We start from the raw sequence: 16002 nt of genomic DNA on the forward strand, positions 1-16002 counted from the left end.
CCTCCTAATATTGGATCGTCATATTTTTTTTGGCAGGAGACCAGTAACATTCCGGCTCTGCTTTACAGGAAAAACAGTTTCTGGAGCTTTTGTCCGCAGTATAAAGCAGTTTTCCAAGAACTGTCTGATCCGTCTGAGCTCTGTGACCACGTATTGCCGAAACGATCACTTCGATTTCTTCCATAGAAAATCCAAGCTCATTTAAGATCTGTCCGGCAATAGCAGCGCCGGCCTCATCATGAGGCGTACCATCTTCATACTGTCTGGCCCGTCCGATATCGTGAAGAAGAGCAGTACAGTAGATCAGTTCCTTTGAAACAGGAGCATTTTCCTCAAGTGCTCTGATATAGGCAAGGCGTGCCACATCCAAAAAATGCTCCGGTGTATGTCTGCAGAATTCACGGTCAGCTTCCAGCAACTGAAGCTTATTAAGCTCATTCTGATAGAGCGGATGATTCCAGATCTGATTTACTCTGTCCATCAGTCCTTAACCATAGCAAGGAACTGTTTCTGGAGCTCCATATTTTCTTTGAATTCACCTCTGGTGACAGTCGTAACCGTTTTGCTTCCCGGCTTTTTGATTCCACGCATGGTCATGCAGGTATGCTCCGCTTCCAGCATAACCATGATTCCCTTTGGAGCGAGGACACGTTCCAGCGCATCTGCGATCTGCACAGTCAGACGTTCCTGGATCTGCGGTCTTCTTGCGTACACATCAACGGTACGGGCCAGCTTGCTTAAGCCGGTAACCTTGCCATTTGGGATATATGCGATATGAGCTTTTCCGTAAAAAGGCATAAGATGATGTTCACACATGGAATAAAAGGTAATATCCTTTTCCAGAACCATTTCATTGTTCTCTACATGAAACTGTTTCTGAAGATGTTCATCCGCTTCATTATCAAGTCCGCCATAAATTTCCTCGCACATACGGGCGATACGTTCCGGAGTTCCCTGCAGTCCCTCTCTGTCTACATCTTCGCCGATTCCTTCGAGAAGAAGCTTGATCGCCTCTTCAACTTTTGCTTTGTCTACCATAAATAACAACCTCCATTTGTTAAAAAAATCACGTTTTTCGGAGACTGTCTCTTTTATTTTTGCGCATAAAAAAAGATATCTCCAATTGTAATAGAACGTATGTCGAAAAAGCCCTACACAATATGAGATATTCTCTTATATTGCTGCAACGGGTGCGGATCTCATACCGTAAGACGTACTTTTCGTTCTGGCGACAACTCCCCATTCGCCAAACACTTGACGCATAAAATCCTATTTTGCATATCATTCATTTCATGGACAAGTATACCATATACTGATATAAGAAGAAAGGGAAAATGATAAAAAAATATCACAAAAATAGGGAATATGTTCTATGAATTATGCGATAGAATCTATAGATATGTCAGATTTTTGCAGATTATATTCCGGCAAATATAAAAAGAATTATAAAGTGGAAAATCCCGGAACAGAAAAAATGCTGTTCCGGGATCGCAGAGCTGTTAATGACGTATCATTTTCATCAGATTCACAATTCTGTCAAGCTTAGCTACCTCTGTTGAACTTTTCCCCATTTTAAGAACTTCTATGATAGTGGAGATCTCATCAGAGCTGAAATTTAAGCCCGCATTTTTTCCTTTAGAAGCTGCACCCATGATAAATGGCAGAAGTTCGGACGGATTTTTCCCCAATCCCTGATCTGCCAGACCCTGAAGCATTGAAAGCTTCTGAGGGTCCATTCCGGAAAGCCGGGGATTATTTTTCCAATCATCACTCATGGATTCTCACCTCCTGACGAATCTTCATTCATGATCCGAAGCATCTGGATCGTAGCCATAAGACTGGTGATATGATCGATCTGACGGCGATTTTCTCCGCCACAGCACTTACGGATATCCTGCAGCATTTCCAGAGGATCGGTTCCGGAAAAACCGGTAGCCTGCAGATCGGCTGTTTTACGGCTACTTTGAAAAAGTGACATGGTATTCCATAGTTCCTGGACTTTCGTATACACAGATAAAAACTGCTGCCCTGAAGAAGGAAGGTACGGGATCATAGCCTTCAGCATCTGATTCTGGTCACTTTCCACCATTTCATCCAGAGCAGTACGTGCGATAGGCTCCTGTTCCATAAAAAAGTCCTTTTTCCTGAAATCTATGAATTTGCAGAAAGAAATATGACAGAAACCTTCCCTGGTCATATTATATATAGAAGAAATTTTTCAAAGGAATGCGGTTATGGAATCTGAAAAAAAACAGAAACTTGTCATTGATGGAAATTCTTTTTATGAGATAGATCTGAAATGTCTGGAAGAGAAAAAAAAGAAACAGGAGGAGGCAGAAAAACGGCAGCAGAAAAGGCAGAGGAAATGACCTCTGCCTTTTCAAAAGATCAGCAGCAATTGTTGCAGCCGCATCCATTTCCGCACAAAAGCAGAAGAAGGATGATGATCCAGCAGCTGTCGTTGCAGCCGTTGTTATTGCAGCCACAGCCATTGTTGTTTCCGCAGCAACACATCAGACAGATGATCCAAAGGATACAGGAGCAGCTGTTTCCACCGTTTCCAAACAGGGAAGTTCCGCAGTTATTATTACAGCCACAGTTATTGTTACATCCACATCCCGTGCTGCATCCGGAATCACATCCACATCCACAATCACATCCACAATTGGTAGCCGCTAAGTCACTCATCGATAAGTCCTCCAGCAAATTTTATTTACACTTCATCATATGGCAGGAGTCCGTCCACAGTTACAAAAAAGTTGACAGTGTTTATTCATTACGATATAATAAACGAAATGTAACAATTTTGTAATTTTTGAGACGAACTAGCTTTTATATCTAAAACAGGAGATGGGGAAAATTATGAAGAGTTTCAGAACAAAAAAATGGCTGAAGGGTCTGATGCTTGCCATGCTGATGATCGTGGGAAGCACAGTCTTTTCTGCTTCTGCAAAAGAGGTACAGGCTGCCACTGCAGGCTTTAAAACTATCGGTGGAAAAACATACTACATAAAAAGTGACGGGAGCAAGCAGAAAGGCTGGATGACCCTGGGCGGATACAAGTACTACTTTAACACAAAGACCGGAGTACAGGTAAAGGGCTGGATGAAGGTCAATGGCAAATATACATACTATTTTACAAAAGGCAAGGGTGTTATGGCAACCGGCTGGATGACAGATTCCAAAGGCCATAAGCGTTATTTCAATCCCAAAACAGGTAAGCTTACCACAGGCTGGATAAACTGCAGCAATGGAAGAAAGCGTTATTTCACAAAAGGCGGAGGCATTATGGCAACCGGCTGGCTCACCAACAGCAAAGGGCAGAAACGTTATTTTTACAAAACTTCCGGTTATATGGCGACCAAATGGGTAAAAAACAAATCCAAAAATATCAGCTACTATTTTGCTCCTGATACCGGTTATATGTGCACCGGTCTGAAAACCATCGATCAGAAAAAATATTATTTTAAATCCAACGGTGTCATGGCAGTAAGTACCTCCGTGACAGTGAATGGAATTACATACTCCATCGCAGCAAACGGAGTGGCCACTGCGAAGACTACCAAACCAAATGTAAATGTCAGCAATGGAAATGTCAAAGTTTACGATACCAAAAACAGCAGATATTACACTATGGTAAAAGAATATAAGAGCCATCCCGGAATAGTCAACGGCAAGACATCCGATGAAGCACTGTTGGCCGCACTTTGTGAATCAGAGGCAGGAGATCAGGGCAAGATTGGAATGGAAGCAGTAGCACTTTGTGTTCTGAATCGTACGATCAAATCAGACAGAGAATTTCCGTCTACGATCCGCGGTGTGATCTATGAGAATATCGGAAGCAGTACAACTCCGCAGTATTCTGTAGTGAGGAACGGTGCCCTTCTTAAACGACTCAATGGTCAGTTCGAGAACCGTACTCTTGCCTATCAGGCTGCAAGGGAAGCCATGACTATTTTCAATAAACATGTTACTTCCGGCAAAGCCAGAACACTCAGCGGATTTAAACAGAAAGATTTTAATTATATGTATTTCATGATGACCAGCTATTTCTGGAACCAGAATCTGAATTTCAGCAAAGTGAAATATGAAACTTATAAAGGCCATACATTTTTTGTAGACTGGGTATAAACAACATAGTTTCCGGCAGTAAACTTTGAACAAACAGGCGTATGGACATAAAATCAAAAATTTAAGGAGAATCAAATATGCAGGTAAAAATCTACACTGATGGTGCAGCCCGGGGAAATCCGGACGGACCGGGAGGCTACGGAGCGGTTCTTCAGTATATTGATACCAAAGGTCAGTTACATGAACGTGAGCTATCCAGAGGATACAAAAAAACTACAAACAACCGGATGGAGTTAATGGCAGCTATCGTAGCGCTGGAAGCACTGAACCGTCCCTGCCAGGTGGATCTGTATTCCGATTCCAAGTATCTGGTAGATGCTTTTAATCAGCACTGGATCGATTCCTGGCTGAAGAAAAACTGGAAACGTGGAAAAAACGAAGATGTGAAGAACGTAGATCTCTGGAAACGCCTTTTAAAGGCCAAGGAGCAGCATCAGGTAAGCTTCCACTGGGTTAAGGGACATGCGGATAATCCGTTAAATGAACGGTGTGATCAGCTTGCCACATCAGCGGCAGACGGCAATGACCTTTACGTAGATGAGGGAATAAATGGCTAACAGAAATTGAGAACGGAGTGAATAGTAATATTCTGCCACTTTAAGTTGTCAAAGCAATATTAAAATTTCTTGACAAACAAAAAAGCAGTTTGTATACTTCATATAGTATAGTAAAAGGCTTGGAAGGGAAGAAGTAGCTTGAGGAAAGCCCCACAGAGAGCAGCCGGCAGGTGAGAGGCGCAGGGTAGAACTTCTGTGAATACATCCCGGAGCTGCGCACCGAATCGGGATTTGATACTGTAAATTATAAATTTTATAGTAATAACGTATTATAGATAGGCTGCGACGGAATGGCACCCGTTATTGTGCTGAAGTGGTTTTATATCTTGATATATATGGATATAATGGGATGTAAATTCACTTTATGAGGCAGGAAATGCGAGTTTTCTGTAAATTTAGGTGGTAACGCGGGACCCGGTTCTCGTCCTAAACGGACAGGAACCGGGCATTTTTATTTTTTACGCTGATACTGTAAATTATAAATTTTAATAAAAGCGTAAACATAAAAGCTATACAGGAGGAAAGAACAATGACAGTTTGGGAAGAACTGAAAGCACGTGGCCTGATCGCACAGGTTACAGACGAAGATGAGATCAAAGAGATGGTAAATAACGGGAAAGCCACATTCTATATCGGCTTTGACCCTACAGCAGACAGCCTTCATGTAGGTCACTTCATGGCTCTTTGCCTGATGAAAAGGCTGCAGATGGCAGGAAACCGTCCGATCGCCCTTCTTGGCGGCGGAACAGGAATGATCGGTGACCCGTCCGGAAGGACCGATATGCGCCAGATGCTGACAAAAGAAACCATCCAGCACAATATTGACTGCTTCAAGCAGCAGATGAGCCGTTTCATCGATTTCTCTGATGGAAAAGCTCTTATGGTAAACAATGCTGACTGGCTTATGAACCTTAACTATGTAGAGCTTCTCCGTGAGGTAGGCGCTCACTTTTCCGTAAACCGTATGCTGACAGCAGAGTGCTACAAACAGCGTATGGAGCGAGGCTTAAGCTTCCTGGAATTTAACTACATGATCATGCAGAGCTACGACTTCTACATGCTGTACCAGAAATATGGCTGCAACATGCAGTTCGGTGGCGATGACCAGTGGAGCAATATGCTTGGCGGTACTGAGCTGATCCGCCGTAAGCTTGGCAAGGATGCCTATGCCATGACCATCACACTGCTTCTCAATTCTGAGGGCAAAAAAATGGGAAAAACACAGTCCGGAGCTGTATGGCTTGATCCGAATAAGACATCCCCGTTCGATTTCTACCAGTACTGGAGAAATGTAGACGATGCTGACGTTATCAAATGTATGCGTCTTCTTACCTTCCTTCCTCTTGAGGAGATCGACGAGATGGCCAAATGGGAAGGCAGCGAGCTGAACAAAGCCAAGGAGATCCTTGCATACCAGCTGACAGAGCTTGTACACGGTGAGGAGGAAGCCAAGAAAGCACAGGAGGGTGCCCGCGCACTGTTCTCAGGTGCAGATACTTCTCATATGCCTACAACAGAGCTTTCAGAGGAAGATTTTGACGAGGAAGGAAAAATCGACCTGATCACACTTCTTGTAAAAGCAGAGCTGGTACCAAGCCGTTCCGAGGGTCGCCGTGCGATCCAGCAGGGTGGTGTATCCATCGATGGTGAGAAGCTCACCGACATTTACCACACGGTTGAGAAGGATGCTTTTGCAGGGGACGGGATCGTTCTGAAACGAGGCAAGAAAAAATTCAAAAAGATCTGTGTAAAATAATTTCCCATATCTGTGACATTTCCGGGATAAAACTACCGCATTCCGGAAATGCTGACAGGTAGGGTTGACACAAGGAGGATAACAACATGAAAAAGTACGGAGTGAACGAACTTCGTAAGATGTTCCTTGACTTTATGGAGAGCAAGGGCCATCTTGTAATGAAAAGCTTTTCCCTGGTTCCTCAGGGAGATAAGAGTCTTCTGCTGATTAATGCAGGTATGGCTCCGCTGAAACCATATTTTACAGGTGCTGAGAAGCCGCCAAGAACAAGAGTGACAACCTGCCAGAAATGTATCCGTACCGGAGATATCGAAAATGTAGGTAAAACCGCACGTCACGGTACTTTCTTTGAAATGCTTGGTAACTTCTCTTTTGGTGATTACTTCAAGAAAGAAGCCATCCACTGGTCCTGGGAGTTTCTTACAGAGGTTGTAGGACTTGATGCAGACCGTCTCTACCCATCCATTTACCAAGATGATGATGAAGCCTTCGATATCTGGAACAAAGAGGTAGGGATTCCGTCTGAACGTATTTTCCGTTTCGGAAAAGAGGATAACTTCTGGGAGCATGGCGCAGGTCCATGCGGTCCATGCTCTGAGATCTACTATGACCGTGGCGAAAAATACGGCTGTGGCAAACCCGGATGTACGGTAGGCTGCGACTGCGACCGTTACATGGAAGTATGGAACAACGTTTTCACACAGTTCGAGAACGATGGAAACGGAAATTATACAACACTGAAACAGAAGAATATCGATACCGGTATGGGACTTGAGCGTCTTGCTGTAGTTGTTCAGGATGTAGATTCTATTTTTGATGTAGATACAATTTGTGCACTTCGTAATCTTGTATGCGAGATAGCACATAAAGAATATGAGAAAAACTATGCAGATGACGTTTCCATTCGTCTGATCACGGACCATATCCGTTCCGCAACATTTATGATCTCCGATGGAATCATGCCCACCAATGAGGGACGTGGATATGTTCTCCGCCGTCTGATCCGCCGTGCAGCACGTCATGGACGTCTTCTCGGTATTGAGGGGACTTTCCTTGCCAAATTAAGTGCACAGGTAATTGAAAGCTCCAAAGCCGGATATCCGGAGCTTGAGGAGAAGAAAGAGTTCATCTTCCGTGTACTCACGAATGAGGAGAATCAGTTCAACAAAACTATCGATCAGGGACTTCGCATCCTTTCCGACATGGAAGAGGATATGAAAAAAGCAGGTGAAAAGACTCTTTCCGGTGACAACGCATTCAAGCTTTATGATACGTACGGATTCCCTCTTGACCTCACAAAGGAGATCCTTGAGGAAAAAGGCTACGGCATTGACGAGGAAGGCTTCCAGAAGGCAATGGAAGAGCAGAGAGTCAAGGCACGTACTGCCCGTGAAGTAACCAACTATATGGGTGCAGACGCAACCGTATACGATGATATCGATGTAAACGTAACAACAGAATTCGTCGGCTACGATCATCTTACCTTTGATTCCAAGGTTACTGTCCTTACCACAGAAACGGAGATCGTAGATTCTCTCACAGAGGGACAGAAGGGTACCGTATTTGTAGAGCAGACTCCTTTCTATGCAACAATGGGTGGACAGGAAGGTGATACCGGTGTGATCGAGACTGCAAACGGTAAATTTGTTGTTGAGGACACCATCAAACTCCGCGGTGGCAAATTCGGTCATGTAGGACATATGGAATCCGGTATGATTTCCTCAGGTGAGACAGTATCCCTGAAGGTAAACGAAGAAGCAAGAAAAGATACCGAGAAAAACCACAGTGCAACACATCTCCTTCAGAAAGCACTGAAAACTGTTCTTGGTTCCCATGTAGAGCAGAAGGGTTCTCTGGTAACTCCGGACAGACTTCGTTTTGACTTTGCTCATTTCCAGGCAATGACAGCAGAAGAGATCCAGGCAACAGAAGATCTTGTAAACAAAGAGATCCAGGCAGGTCTTGATGTCCATACCGATGTCATGGATGTGGAAGAAGCAAAGAAATCCGGAGCAATGGCTCTCTTTGGTGAGAAATATGACCAGAAGGTACGTGTAGTATCCATGGGAGACTTTTCCAAAGAGCTCTGTGGTGGTACTCATGTAAAGAATACAAGCTCCATCATGCTCTTTAAGATCGTTTCCGAATCCGGTATCGCAGCTGGTGTACGCCGTATTGAGGCACTTACCGGCAAAGCAGTTATCGAATATTACAGAAAGCAGGAAGAGCTTCTCCATGAGGCTGCAAAAGCATTAAAGGCCAATACAGCCGAGGTTGTAGAAAAGATCAGCCACCTGCAGGCTGAGGTAAAGGCTCTTCAGAGCGAAAATGAATCCCTCAAGAGCAAAGCTGCCCAGAGTGCACTTGGCGATGTCATGGATAAAGTCGTTGAAGTAAACGGCGTAAAACTCCTTGCAGCCAAAGTTGAAGGCGTTGACATGAACGGTCTCAGAGACCTGGGTGATAAACTGAAAGAGCAGCTTGGCGAAGGTGTTGTCCTTCTTGCAGCAGTAAACGACGGCAAGGTTAATCTTCTTGCAATGGCAACGGATGCAGCTCAGAAAGCAGGCGCTCATGCAGGAAACCTGATCAAAGCCGTGGCAGCGATCGTTGGCGGTGGCGGCGGCGGACGTCCGAACATGGCACAGGCCGGCGGAAAGAATCCGGAAAAGGCTCAGGAAGCTATGGACGCAGCAGCAGGAATCCTTGAAAAACAGCTCACAAAATAACAAAGTTGCGCGTGATTTACAGTTTTGACATTTTTTTCATAAAAATCGAAAAAGATGTTGACGAAAGCACTTGTTATGCTATATAATAACACTCGTGCAAGAAAAATACCCAGACAGTTGTATTTTAGCACAATCTACAACTGGAGGGAGGTTAGGTGTGAGTCTATGTCAAACGTTATCGTAAAAGAGAACGAGACTTTAGATAGCGCTCTTCGCAGATTCAAGAGAAGCTGTGCTAAGGCGGGAATCCAGCAGGAAATCCGTAAGAGAGAGCATTACGAGAAGCCAAGCGTTCGTCGTAAGAAAAAATCTGAAGCCGCAAGAAAACGTAAATATAATTAATTGTGCGCAAAAATCCCTGGCTATATGGTCAGGGATTTTTAATTAAATAGAAACAGGAACGTTTGACGAAGGAAAGAAATATGAATTTGTTTATTAAACTGATTATCAAACCATTGCGATCGCTCCTTAAATTATTATTTAATCGAATTTTTTATGTAGCTCTGGCTCTTGTTGTGCAGCTGGCATGGCTGCTGATCGCCCTTTTCCGGATTATGGAATACTCCAGATGGGTGACGATTGGAATGCAGGCCATAGGTTTTCTGGTTGTTCTGTGGATCGTAAATAAAAAGATCAATCCATCCTATAAGCTCGCCTGGACGATGCTGATCCTTATTTTTCCGGTATTTGGTGTTTCCCTGTACCTTCTTTTCGGTAAATCAAGGATCGGTACTGTGATGGAACAGCATTATCAGAATCTTATTGCTGAAACTGCAGAATACCTGGAAGTCTCAGAACTCACAAGAAAACGTTTAAACGAAGACGACCGTTCCATGAGGATCCAGTCGGATTATATCTGGCAGTATTCCAGATATCCGGTTCACGAGAATACCACAGCAGAGTATTTTCAGGTAGGAGATGATATGTTTCCGGTTCTGGTGCATGAACTGGAGCAGGCAAAGCATTTTATTTTTATCGAATATTTCATCATAAATGACGGGGTAATGTGGCAGACGATCCTTAATATCCTTGAAAAAAAGGCTAAAGAAGGAGTGGATGTCCGATTGATCTATGACGGCTTCGGCTGCCTTACCACATTGCCGTACAAGTATGATCAGGAGATGCGCCAGCGGGGGATCAAATGCGAAGTATTCAACCGATTCCGTCCGATTCTTAATATTATCCAGAATAACCGTGACCACCGTAAGATCTGTGTGATCGATGGCTGGACCGGTTTTACCGGCGGCATCAACCTGGCTGACGAATATATCAATCAGCGAAAACGGTTTGGCCACTGGAAGGATACAGCCGTTATGCTGAAAGGAGAAGGCGTCTGGAATATGACAGCTATGTTCCTGTATATGTGGGGAATCGTTACCAGAACAGATACTTCTCTTGATTTCGGAAATTATGTTCCGCACAGGTGGCACCCCAACGAATTTCCGGGAAGCGGTTATGTCCAGCCATTCTGCGATTCCCCCCTGGACGATGAGATCGTAGGAGAGAACGTTTATCTTAATATTATCAATCGCGCCAAAAACTATGTTTATATCTGCACGCCATATCTGATCATAGATAATGAGATGATGACCGCCCTGTGCCTCGCTGCAAAAAGCGGTGTAGATGTCCGGATCATGACACCAGGCATCCCGGACAAAAAAATGGTCTTCCTGCTGACACAGTCTTATTATAAACAGCTTCTGGAAGCAGGTGTAAAGATCTACGAATACCAGCCGGGATTCTTACATGCAAAATCTTTTGTCTGCGATGACAAAGTAGGCGTCGTAGGAACCATAAATCTGGATTACCGAAGCCTTTATCTGCATTTTGAAGATGGTGTCTGGATGTATAAGAATGATGTGATCCTGGACATTCGGGATGATTTTACAGAAACCCTGGAGTACTGTGATCCCATTGATCTGGCATTCTGCCAGAAGAGAAATATTGTGGTACGTGCCATTCAGAACGTACTGAGAGTTTTTGCACCGCTATTATAAAAACTCTTTGACAGACAACTGTAAATTCTGTATGATATATCAGACGGGAGTTAAATGCTCCCGTCTGATATTGTCTAAAGAAAAATAATTTATAGATACATATGAAATTTTTAGTTATTGGAGGAATTGATTTGAGCCAGAACAAAGAAACAGAGATCCAGCTTCAGTACATTGAAAAATGTAAAGAGCTTCTTGCCAAAAGCAGTACGAAACGTCCCACCTTCCACATCCAGAACGAAGGATGCCAGATGAACTCCATTCAGACAGAGTCTATTGCGGCCATCATGGAAAAAATGGGATATGAAATGGTCGATACCGAGGATGCCGATGCAGTTGTATTTAACACCTGCACAGTCCGTGAAAATGCCAATCAGAAGATCTATGGACATCTTGGACATTTAAAGCGCATCAAACGAGATCACCCGGATATGAAGATCGTACTGTTCGGATGTATGATGCAGGAACATCATGTAGTGGAAAAGATCCGCAAGGATTATAAATATGTAAATCTTGTATTCGGAACCCATAATATCCACAAATTCCCGGAGCTTTTTTACCGGACGCTGCAGACCGACGACCAGATCATTGATATCTGGAAGGAATCCGATGAGATCGTAGAGGGCATGCCAACTTCCCGCAAATACTCCTTCAAAACAGGAGTCAGCGTAATGTTTGGCTGCAATAACTTCTGCAGCTACTGCATCGTTCCTTATGTCCGCGGCCGCGAAAAGAGCCGCGAGCCACAGGCCATCATCCGCGAGATCGAAGAACTGGTCGCAGATGGCGTTACTGAGATCATGCTTCTTGGGCAGAATGTAAACTCCTACGGAAAAACTCTGGAAACACCGGTGACCTTTGCAGAACTTCTGAAAGAAGTTGAAAAGATCGAAGGACTGAAGCGCATCCGTTTTATGACTTCCCATCCGAAGGACCTGTCCGATGAGCTGATCCAGACCATGGCAGAGAGCCAGAAGATCTGTCACCATCTGCATCTTCCGCTGCAGTCCGGAAGCAGCAGAGTCTTAAAGGAAATGAACCGCCGTTACGACAAGGAGAAATATCTGGAGCTGGTAGATAAGATCCGTAAGGCGATCCCGGATATTTCGCTGACAACAGATATCATGGTCGGATTTCCGGGAGAAACAGAAGAAGATTTCCAGGAAACACTGGATGTTGTAAGAAAAGCAAATTACGATACTGCCTTCACATTTATTTATTCCAAACGAAGCGGAACCCCTGCAGCCGGCATGGAAAATCAGGTGCCGGAGGATGTGGTAAAAGACCGTTTCAGCCGTCTTCTTACCCTGGTACAGGAAAAAGGCCGGGAAAATTCCTCCCGTTTCCAGGGAACCATTCAGGAAATCCTGGTAGAAGATGAAAACCGGGAGAAAGGCACTCTTACTGGCCGTACCCAGCATAATCTTCTGGTTCATTTCCCGGGAGAAAAAGATCTCATCGGCAAATATGTAAAAGTAAGCCTGGATACCTGCAAGGGATTCTATTATTTCGGACATATCGTGGAAGAGTAAAGTTATAGACAAGTCCCCACCCACTGCTTATTGCTTTTCGCAACCCCGTTGGGGACTTACCTGTTTCGGTTAAATATAAGTTTATATTGCCCGCTCATTGCCAATATCGGATGAGCGGGCTTTTTTACTATAAAAAATATTGTTTTCTATTGACAAATACCCCATGAGGGTATATATTGTTCCATATAAAGAGGATACCCTATGAGGGTATTTATGAGAAAGGAGAGACAGCTTATGTCTGAAAAGAAAGTCTGTCCCTGCTGCTGTGAAAAACACACTGCACGTTCAGAAGAGGAGAAAAAAAAGCTGATCAACCGTCTGAAACGTATTGAAGGCCAGATCAGAGGCATTATAGGAATGATGGAGAATGATGCCTACTGTAATGATATCTTAATCCAGTCTGCCGCAGTCAATGCTGCAGTCAATGCGTTCAACAAAGAGCTGCTGGCCAGCCACATCCGCACCTGCGTTGCCCGGGATATCCGGGAAGGTAAGGATGAGACCATTGATGAGCTGGTAGCAACCCTCCAGAAGCTGATGAAATAAAGGGATAAACTGGATTTTAGGAGGTACTGAAAGAAAATGGAACAATATAATGTAACTGGTATGAGCTGCGCCGCCTGCTCTGCCCGTGTGGAAAAAGCCGTATCAAAGGTTCCGGGGGTGAATAGCTGTTCCGTCAGCCTTCTGACCAATTCTATGGGAGTTGAAGGAACCGCTTCATCCGGCGAGATCATTGCCGCAGTGGAAGCCGCCGGATATGGTGCATCCTTAAAGGGCGGAGTTGCCGGAGCAAAGATTTCCATGTCTGCGGCAGAAGAAGCGCTGGAAGATCATGAAACTCCGATCCTAAAGAGACGTCTTATCACATCCGTGGGATTTTTGCTGGTGCTGATGTATTTCTCCATGGGGCACATGATGTGGGGATGGCCACTGCCGAAATGGTTTGACGGCAATCACGTAGCCATGGGACTGGTACAACTGCTCCTGGCTGGTATCATTATGGTGATCAACCAGAAATTTTTCATTAATGGATTTAAGAGTCTGTGGCACCGTTCCCCAAATATGGATACTCTGGTAGCTCTTGGCTCCATGGCATCCTTTCTGTGGAGCGTCTATGCACTGTTTGCCATGACAAGAGCACAGGCAGACGGGGATTCTGCTGCAGTTATGAATTACATGATGAATTTTTATTTTGAATCTGCAGCCATGATCCTGACATTGATCACCGTAGGAAAAATGCTGGAAGCCCGTTCCAAAGGAAAAACTACCGATGCCCTGAAAAGCCTTATGAAGCTTGCACCAAAAACTGCGGTTGTAGTACGAAAGGGACAGGAACTTACCGTTCCTATTGAGCAGGTTCAGAAAGGAGACATCTTTGTTGTCCGTCCGGGAGAGAATATTCCGGTGGACGGAGTGATCCTGGAAGGAACCACCGCAGTCAATGAATCCGCACTGACCGGAGAGAGTATCCCGGTTGATAAAGAAGCCGGAGACATGGTCTCTGCGGCAACCGTGAACCAGTCCGGATTTATCAGATGTGAAGCAACCAGAGTCGGAGAGGATACCACTCTTTCCCAGATCATAAAAATGGTCAGTGACGCGGCAGCCACCAAGGCACCGATCGCAAAGATCGCAGACCGTGTTTCAGGCGTGTTTGTACCGGCAGTGATCACTATCGCAGTGATCACAACGATCATCTGGCTTCTTGCAGGACAGACCTTCGGTTATGCTTTGGCAAGGGGAATTTCCGTTCTGGTCATCAGCTGTCCCTGTGCACTTGGCCTTGCAACACCGGTTGCCATTATGGTCGGCAACGGTATGGGTGCCAAAAACGGAATCCTTTTCAAAACAGCTGTTTCCCTGGAGGAAGCAGGAAAAGTCCAGATCATCGCACTGGATAAAACCGGAACCATTACCAGTGGTCAGCCGGAGGTAACAGATATTCTCCCGGCAGAGGGAATCACAGAAACAGAGCTTCTCACTCTAGCCTGTGCACTGGAGAAAAAAAGCGAGCATCCACTGGCAAAGGCAATTCTCAAAAAAGCCGTGGAAGAGAACCTTGCCACAGGTGAAGTAACCGGATTCCAGGCACTTCCGGGAAACGGACTTTCTGCCGTGCTTGGAAGTGACAAACTGACAGGCGGAAGCATGAAATTTATCAGCAGCCAGACAAAGGTTTCCACAGACCTTAACAGGCGGGCCGATCAGCTTGCAGAGCAGGGAAAAACACCCCTTCTTTTCACCCGAAACGGAAAACTTCTGGGAATCATCGCAGTTGCGGATGTGATCAAGGAAGACAGTCCCCGTGCAGTAAAAGAGCTTCAGAATATGGGAATCCGTGTAGTTATGCTTACCGGTGACAATGAGCGTACCGCAAAAGCCATCGGAGCTCAGGCAGGAGTTGACGATGTGATCGCAGGAGTTCTTCCGGATGGAAAAGAAAGTGTGATCCGCACTCTGAAGGAGCAGGGAAAGGTTGCCATGGTCGGTGACGGTATCAACGATGCGCCGGCACTTACAAGAGCCGATATCGGAATTGCCATCGGTGCAGGAACAGATATTGCCATTGATGCGGCAGATATCGTTCTGATGAGGAGCCAGTTAAGCGATGTTCCAGCGGCAGTACGTTTAAGCCGCGTCACACTTCGGAATATCCATGAGAATCTTTTCTGGGCATTTTTCTACAATATAATCGGCATTCCCCTTGCAGCAGGTGTCTGGATCCCGCTTTTCGGATGGACCTTGAATCCGATGTTCGGAGCTGCGGCCATGAGTCTTTCCAGCTTCTGTGTTGTAACAAATGCGCTGCGTCTGAATCTGTTTCAGGTCCACAATGCAGCCAAAGACAAAACGATCAAAAATCCGGTAACATTACACATCAGTCATGATGAAAATATAAAAGAAGAAAAGGAGAACAAAACAATGGTAAAGGTAACAATCAATGTAGAAGGAATGATGTGCGGACACTGTGAGGCACACGTAAACAAAGCAATTCAGGCGGCTTTCGGAGCAGAGGATGTGGTATCTTCCCACGAGAATGGAACAACTGTATTCACAGTACCTGAGAAAGTTGACGAGGCAAAAGTGGAAGAAGTGATCAAAGAAGCCGGTTACGAGTTCAAGGGAATCACTCAGGAGTAATGAATATAAAAAAACGTGTACCTGTGTTAAATGATCAAAAGTTTTAAACGATCTACAAAAAGAAACAGTTCTGCATAAAAACAGAGCTGTTTCTTTTTTGTAGTGCGCCCGGCGGCGCACGTTTCTAACGGGTTAAAGTCCCGAATCCGCCCGGTAGTG

Annotated in this window: 15 protein-coding genes and 1 riboswitch; of the genes, 10 read left to right on the top strand and 5 right to left on the bottom strand. The window is 44.9% G+C overall.

Going from position 1 to position 16002, the window contains the following annotated elements:
• Nucleotides 1-4: 4 nt before the first annotated feature.
• From DWX61_RS04325 to DWX61_RS04340, 4 genes are all read right to left on the bottom strand, one after another.
• Nucleotides 5-481, bottom strand: a complete 477-nt coding sequence (locus DWX61_RS04325) for an HD domain-containing protein (RefSeq protein WP_118368738.1) — start codon at nt 479-481, stop codon at nt 5-7.
• A complete protein-coding gene (gene folE / locus DWX61_RS04330) occupies nt 481-1038 on the bottom strand; it encodes a GTP cyclohydrolase I FolE (RefSeq protein WP_118368739.1) in 558 nt (185 codons plus the stop codon). Before folE ends, DWX61_RS04325 begins: the two co-directional genes overlap by 1 nt.
• A 144-nt stretch (nt 1039-1182) precedes the next feature.
• Nucleotides 1183-1279, bottom strand: a riboswitch (THF riboswitch).
• A gap of 220 nt (nt 1280-1499) precedes the next feature.
• Nucleotides 1500-1775, bottom strand: a complete 276-nt coding sequence (locus tag DWX61_RS04335; RefSeq protein WP_118368740.1) for a hypothetical protein — start codon at nt 1773-1775, stop codon at nt 1500-1502.
• Nucleotides 1772-2128: a hypothetical protein gene (locus DWX61_RS04340; RefSeq protein ID WP_118368741.1), complete on the bottom strand. Its 357-nt coding sequence runs from the start codon at nt 2126-2128 to the stop codon at nt 1772-1774. The genes DWX61_RS04335 and DWX61_RS04340 overlap by 4 nt, the downstream gene beginning before the upstream one ends.
• A 106-nt stretch (nt 2129-2234) precedes the next feature.
• On the opposite strand from DWX61_RS04340, the gene DWX61_RS19165 reads away from it, so the two are divergent.
• Nucleotides 2235-2369 carry a hypothetical protein gene (locus tag DWX61_RS19165; protein WP_255638896.1) on the top strand — a complete coding sequence of 45 codons (135 nt, stop codon included), beginning with the start codon at nt 2235-2237 and terminating at the stop codon, nt 2367-2369.
• Between the two features lie 19 nt (nt 2370-2388).
• On the opposite strand, the gene DWX61_RS04345 is transcribed toward DWX61_RS19165, so the two are convergent.
• A complete protein-coding gene (locus tag DWX61_RS04345; RefSeq protein WP_118368742.1) occupies nt 2389-2688 on the bottom strand; it encodes a hypothetical protein in 300 nt (99 codons plus the stop codon).
• Nucleotides 2689-2862: 174 nt separating this feature from the next.
• Here DWX61_RS04345 and DWX61_RS04350 point away from each other — a divergent pair, with 174 nt between their 5' ends.
• From DWX61_RS04350 to DWX61_RS04390, 9 genes are all read left to right on the top strand, one after another.
• On the top strand, nt 2863-4131 hold the full coding sequence (locus DWX61_RS04350; RefSeq protein WP_118368743.1) for a cell wall hydrolase: 1269 nt from the start codon (nt 2863-2865) through the stop codon (nt 4129-4131).
• 77 nt (nt 4132-4208) lie between these two features.
• Nucleotides 4209-4688, top strand: coding sequence for a ribonuclease HI (gene rnhA / locus DWX61_RS04355; RefSeq protein WP_118368744.1), 480 nt, complete (start codon nt 4209-4211; stop codon nt 4686-4688).
• Nucleotides 4689-5217: 529 nt separating this feature from the next.
• A complete protein-coding gene (gene tyrS / locus DWX61_RS04360) occupies nt 5218-6444 on the top strand; it encodes a tyrosine--tRNA ligase (RefSeq protein WP_015524942.1) in 1227 nt (408 codons plus the stop codon).
• An 86-nt stretch (nt 6445-6530) separates the two neighbouring features.
• Complete coding sequence (alaS, locus tag DWX61_RS04365; protein ID WP_118623967.1) at nt 6531-9173, top strand: alanine--tRNA ligase; 2643 nt, start codon at nt 6531-6533, stop codon at nt 9171-9173.
• Nucleotides 9174-9338: 165 nt separating this feature from the next.
• Nucleotides 9339-9515 carry a 30S ribosomal protein S21 gene (rpsU, locus tag DWX61_RS04370; RefSeq protein WP_004222305.1) on the top strand — a complete coding sequence of 59 codons (177 nt, stop codon included), beginning with the start codon at nt 9339-9341 and terminating at the stop codon, nt 9513-9515.
• Nucleotides 9516-9595: 80 nt separating this feature from the next.
• Nucleotides 9596-11170: a cardiolipin synthase gene (gene cls / locus DWX61_RS04375; protein WP_118623969.1), complete on the top strand. Its 1575-nt coding sequence runs from the start codon at nt 9596-9598 to the stop codon at nt 11168-11170.
• 101 nt (nt 11171-11271) lie between these two features.
• Entirely contained in the window at nt 11272-12699 is a 1428-nt protein-coding gene (gene miaB / locus DWX61_RS04380) for a tRNA (N6-isopentenyl adenosine(37)-C2)-methylthiotransferase MiaB (RefSeq protein WP_118623971.1), read from the top strand.
• Between the two features lie 234 nt (nt 12700-12933).
• The gene (locus tag DWX61_RS04385) at nt 12934-13245 is read left to right on the top strand and encodes a metal-sensing transcriptional repressor (RefSeq protein WP_118368760.1); all 312 of its coding nucleotides are present in this window, start codon (nt 12934-12936) and stop codon (nt 13243-13245) included.
• Between the two features lie 36 nt (nt 13246-13281).
• Nucleotides 13282-15843 (top strand): heavy metal translocating P-type ATPase, encoded by a 2562-nt coding sequence (locus tag DWX61_RS04390; protein ID WP_118623973.1) that lies wholly within the window; start codon nt 13282-13284, stop codon nt 15841-15843.
• Nucleotides 15844-16002: the final 159 nt, after the last annotated feature.

The sequence above is a fragment of the Ruminococcus sp. AF20-12LB genome (assembly GCF_003478985.1).
GTDB lineage: Bacteria > Bacillota > Clostridia > Lachnospirales > Lachnospiraceae > Blautia_A.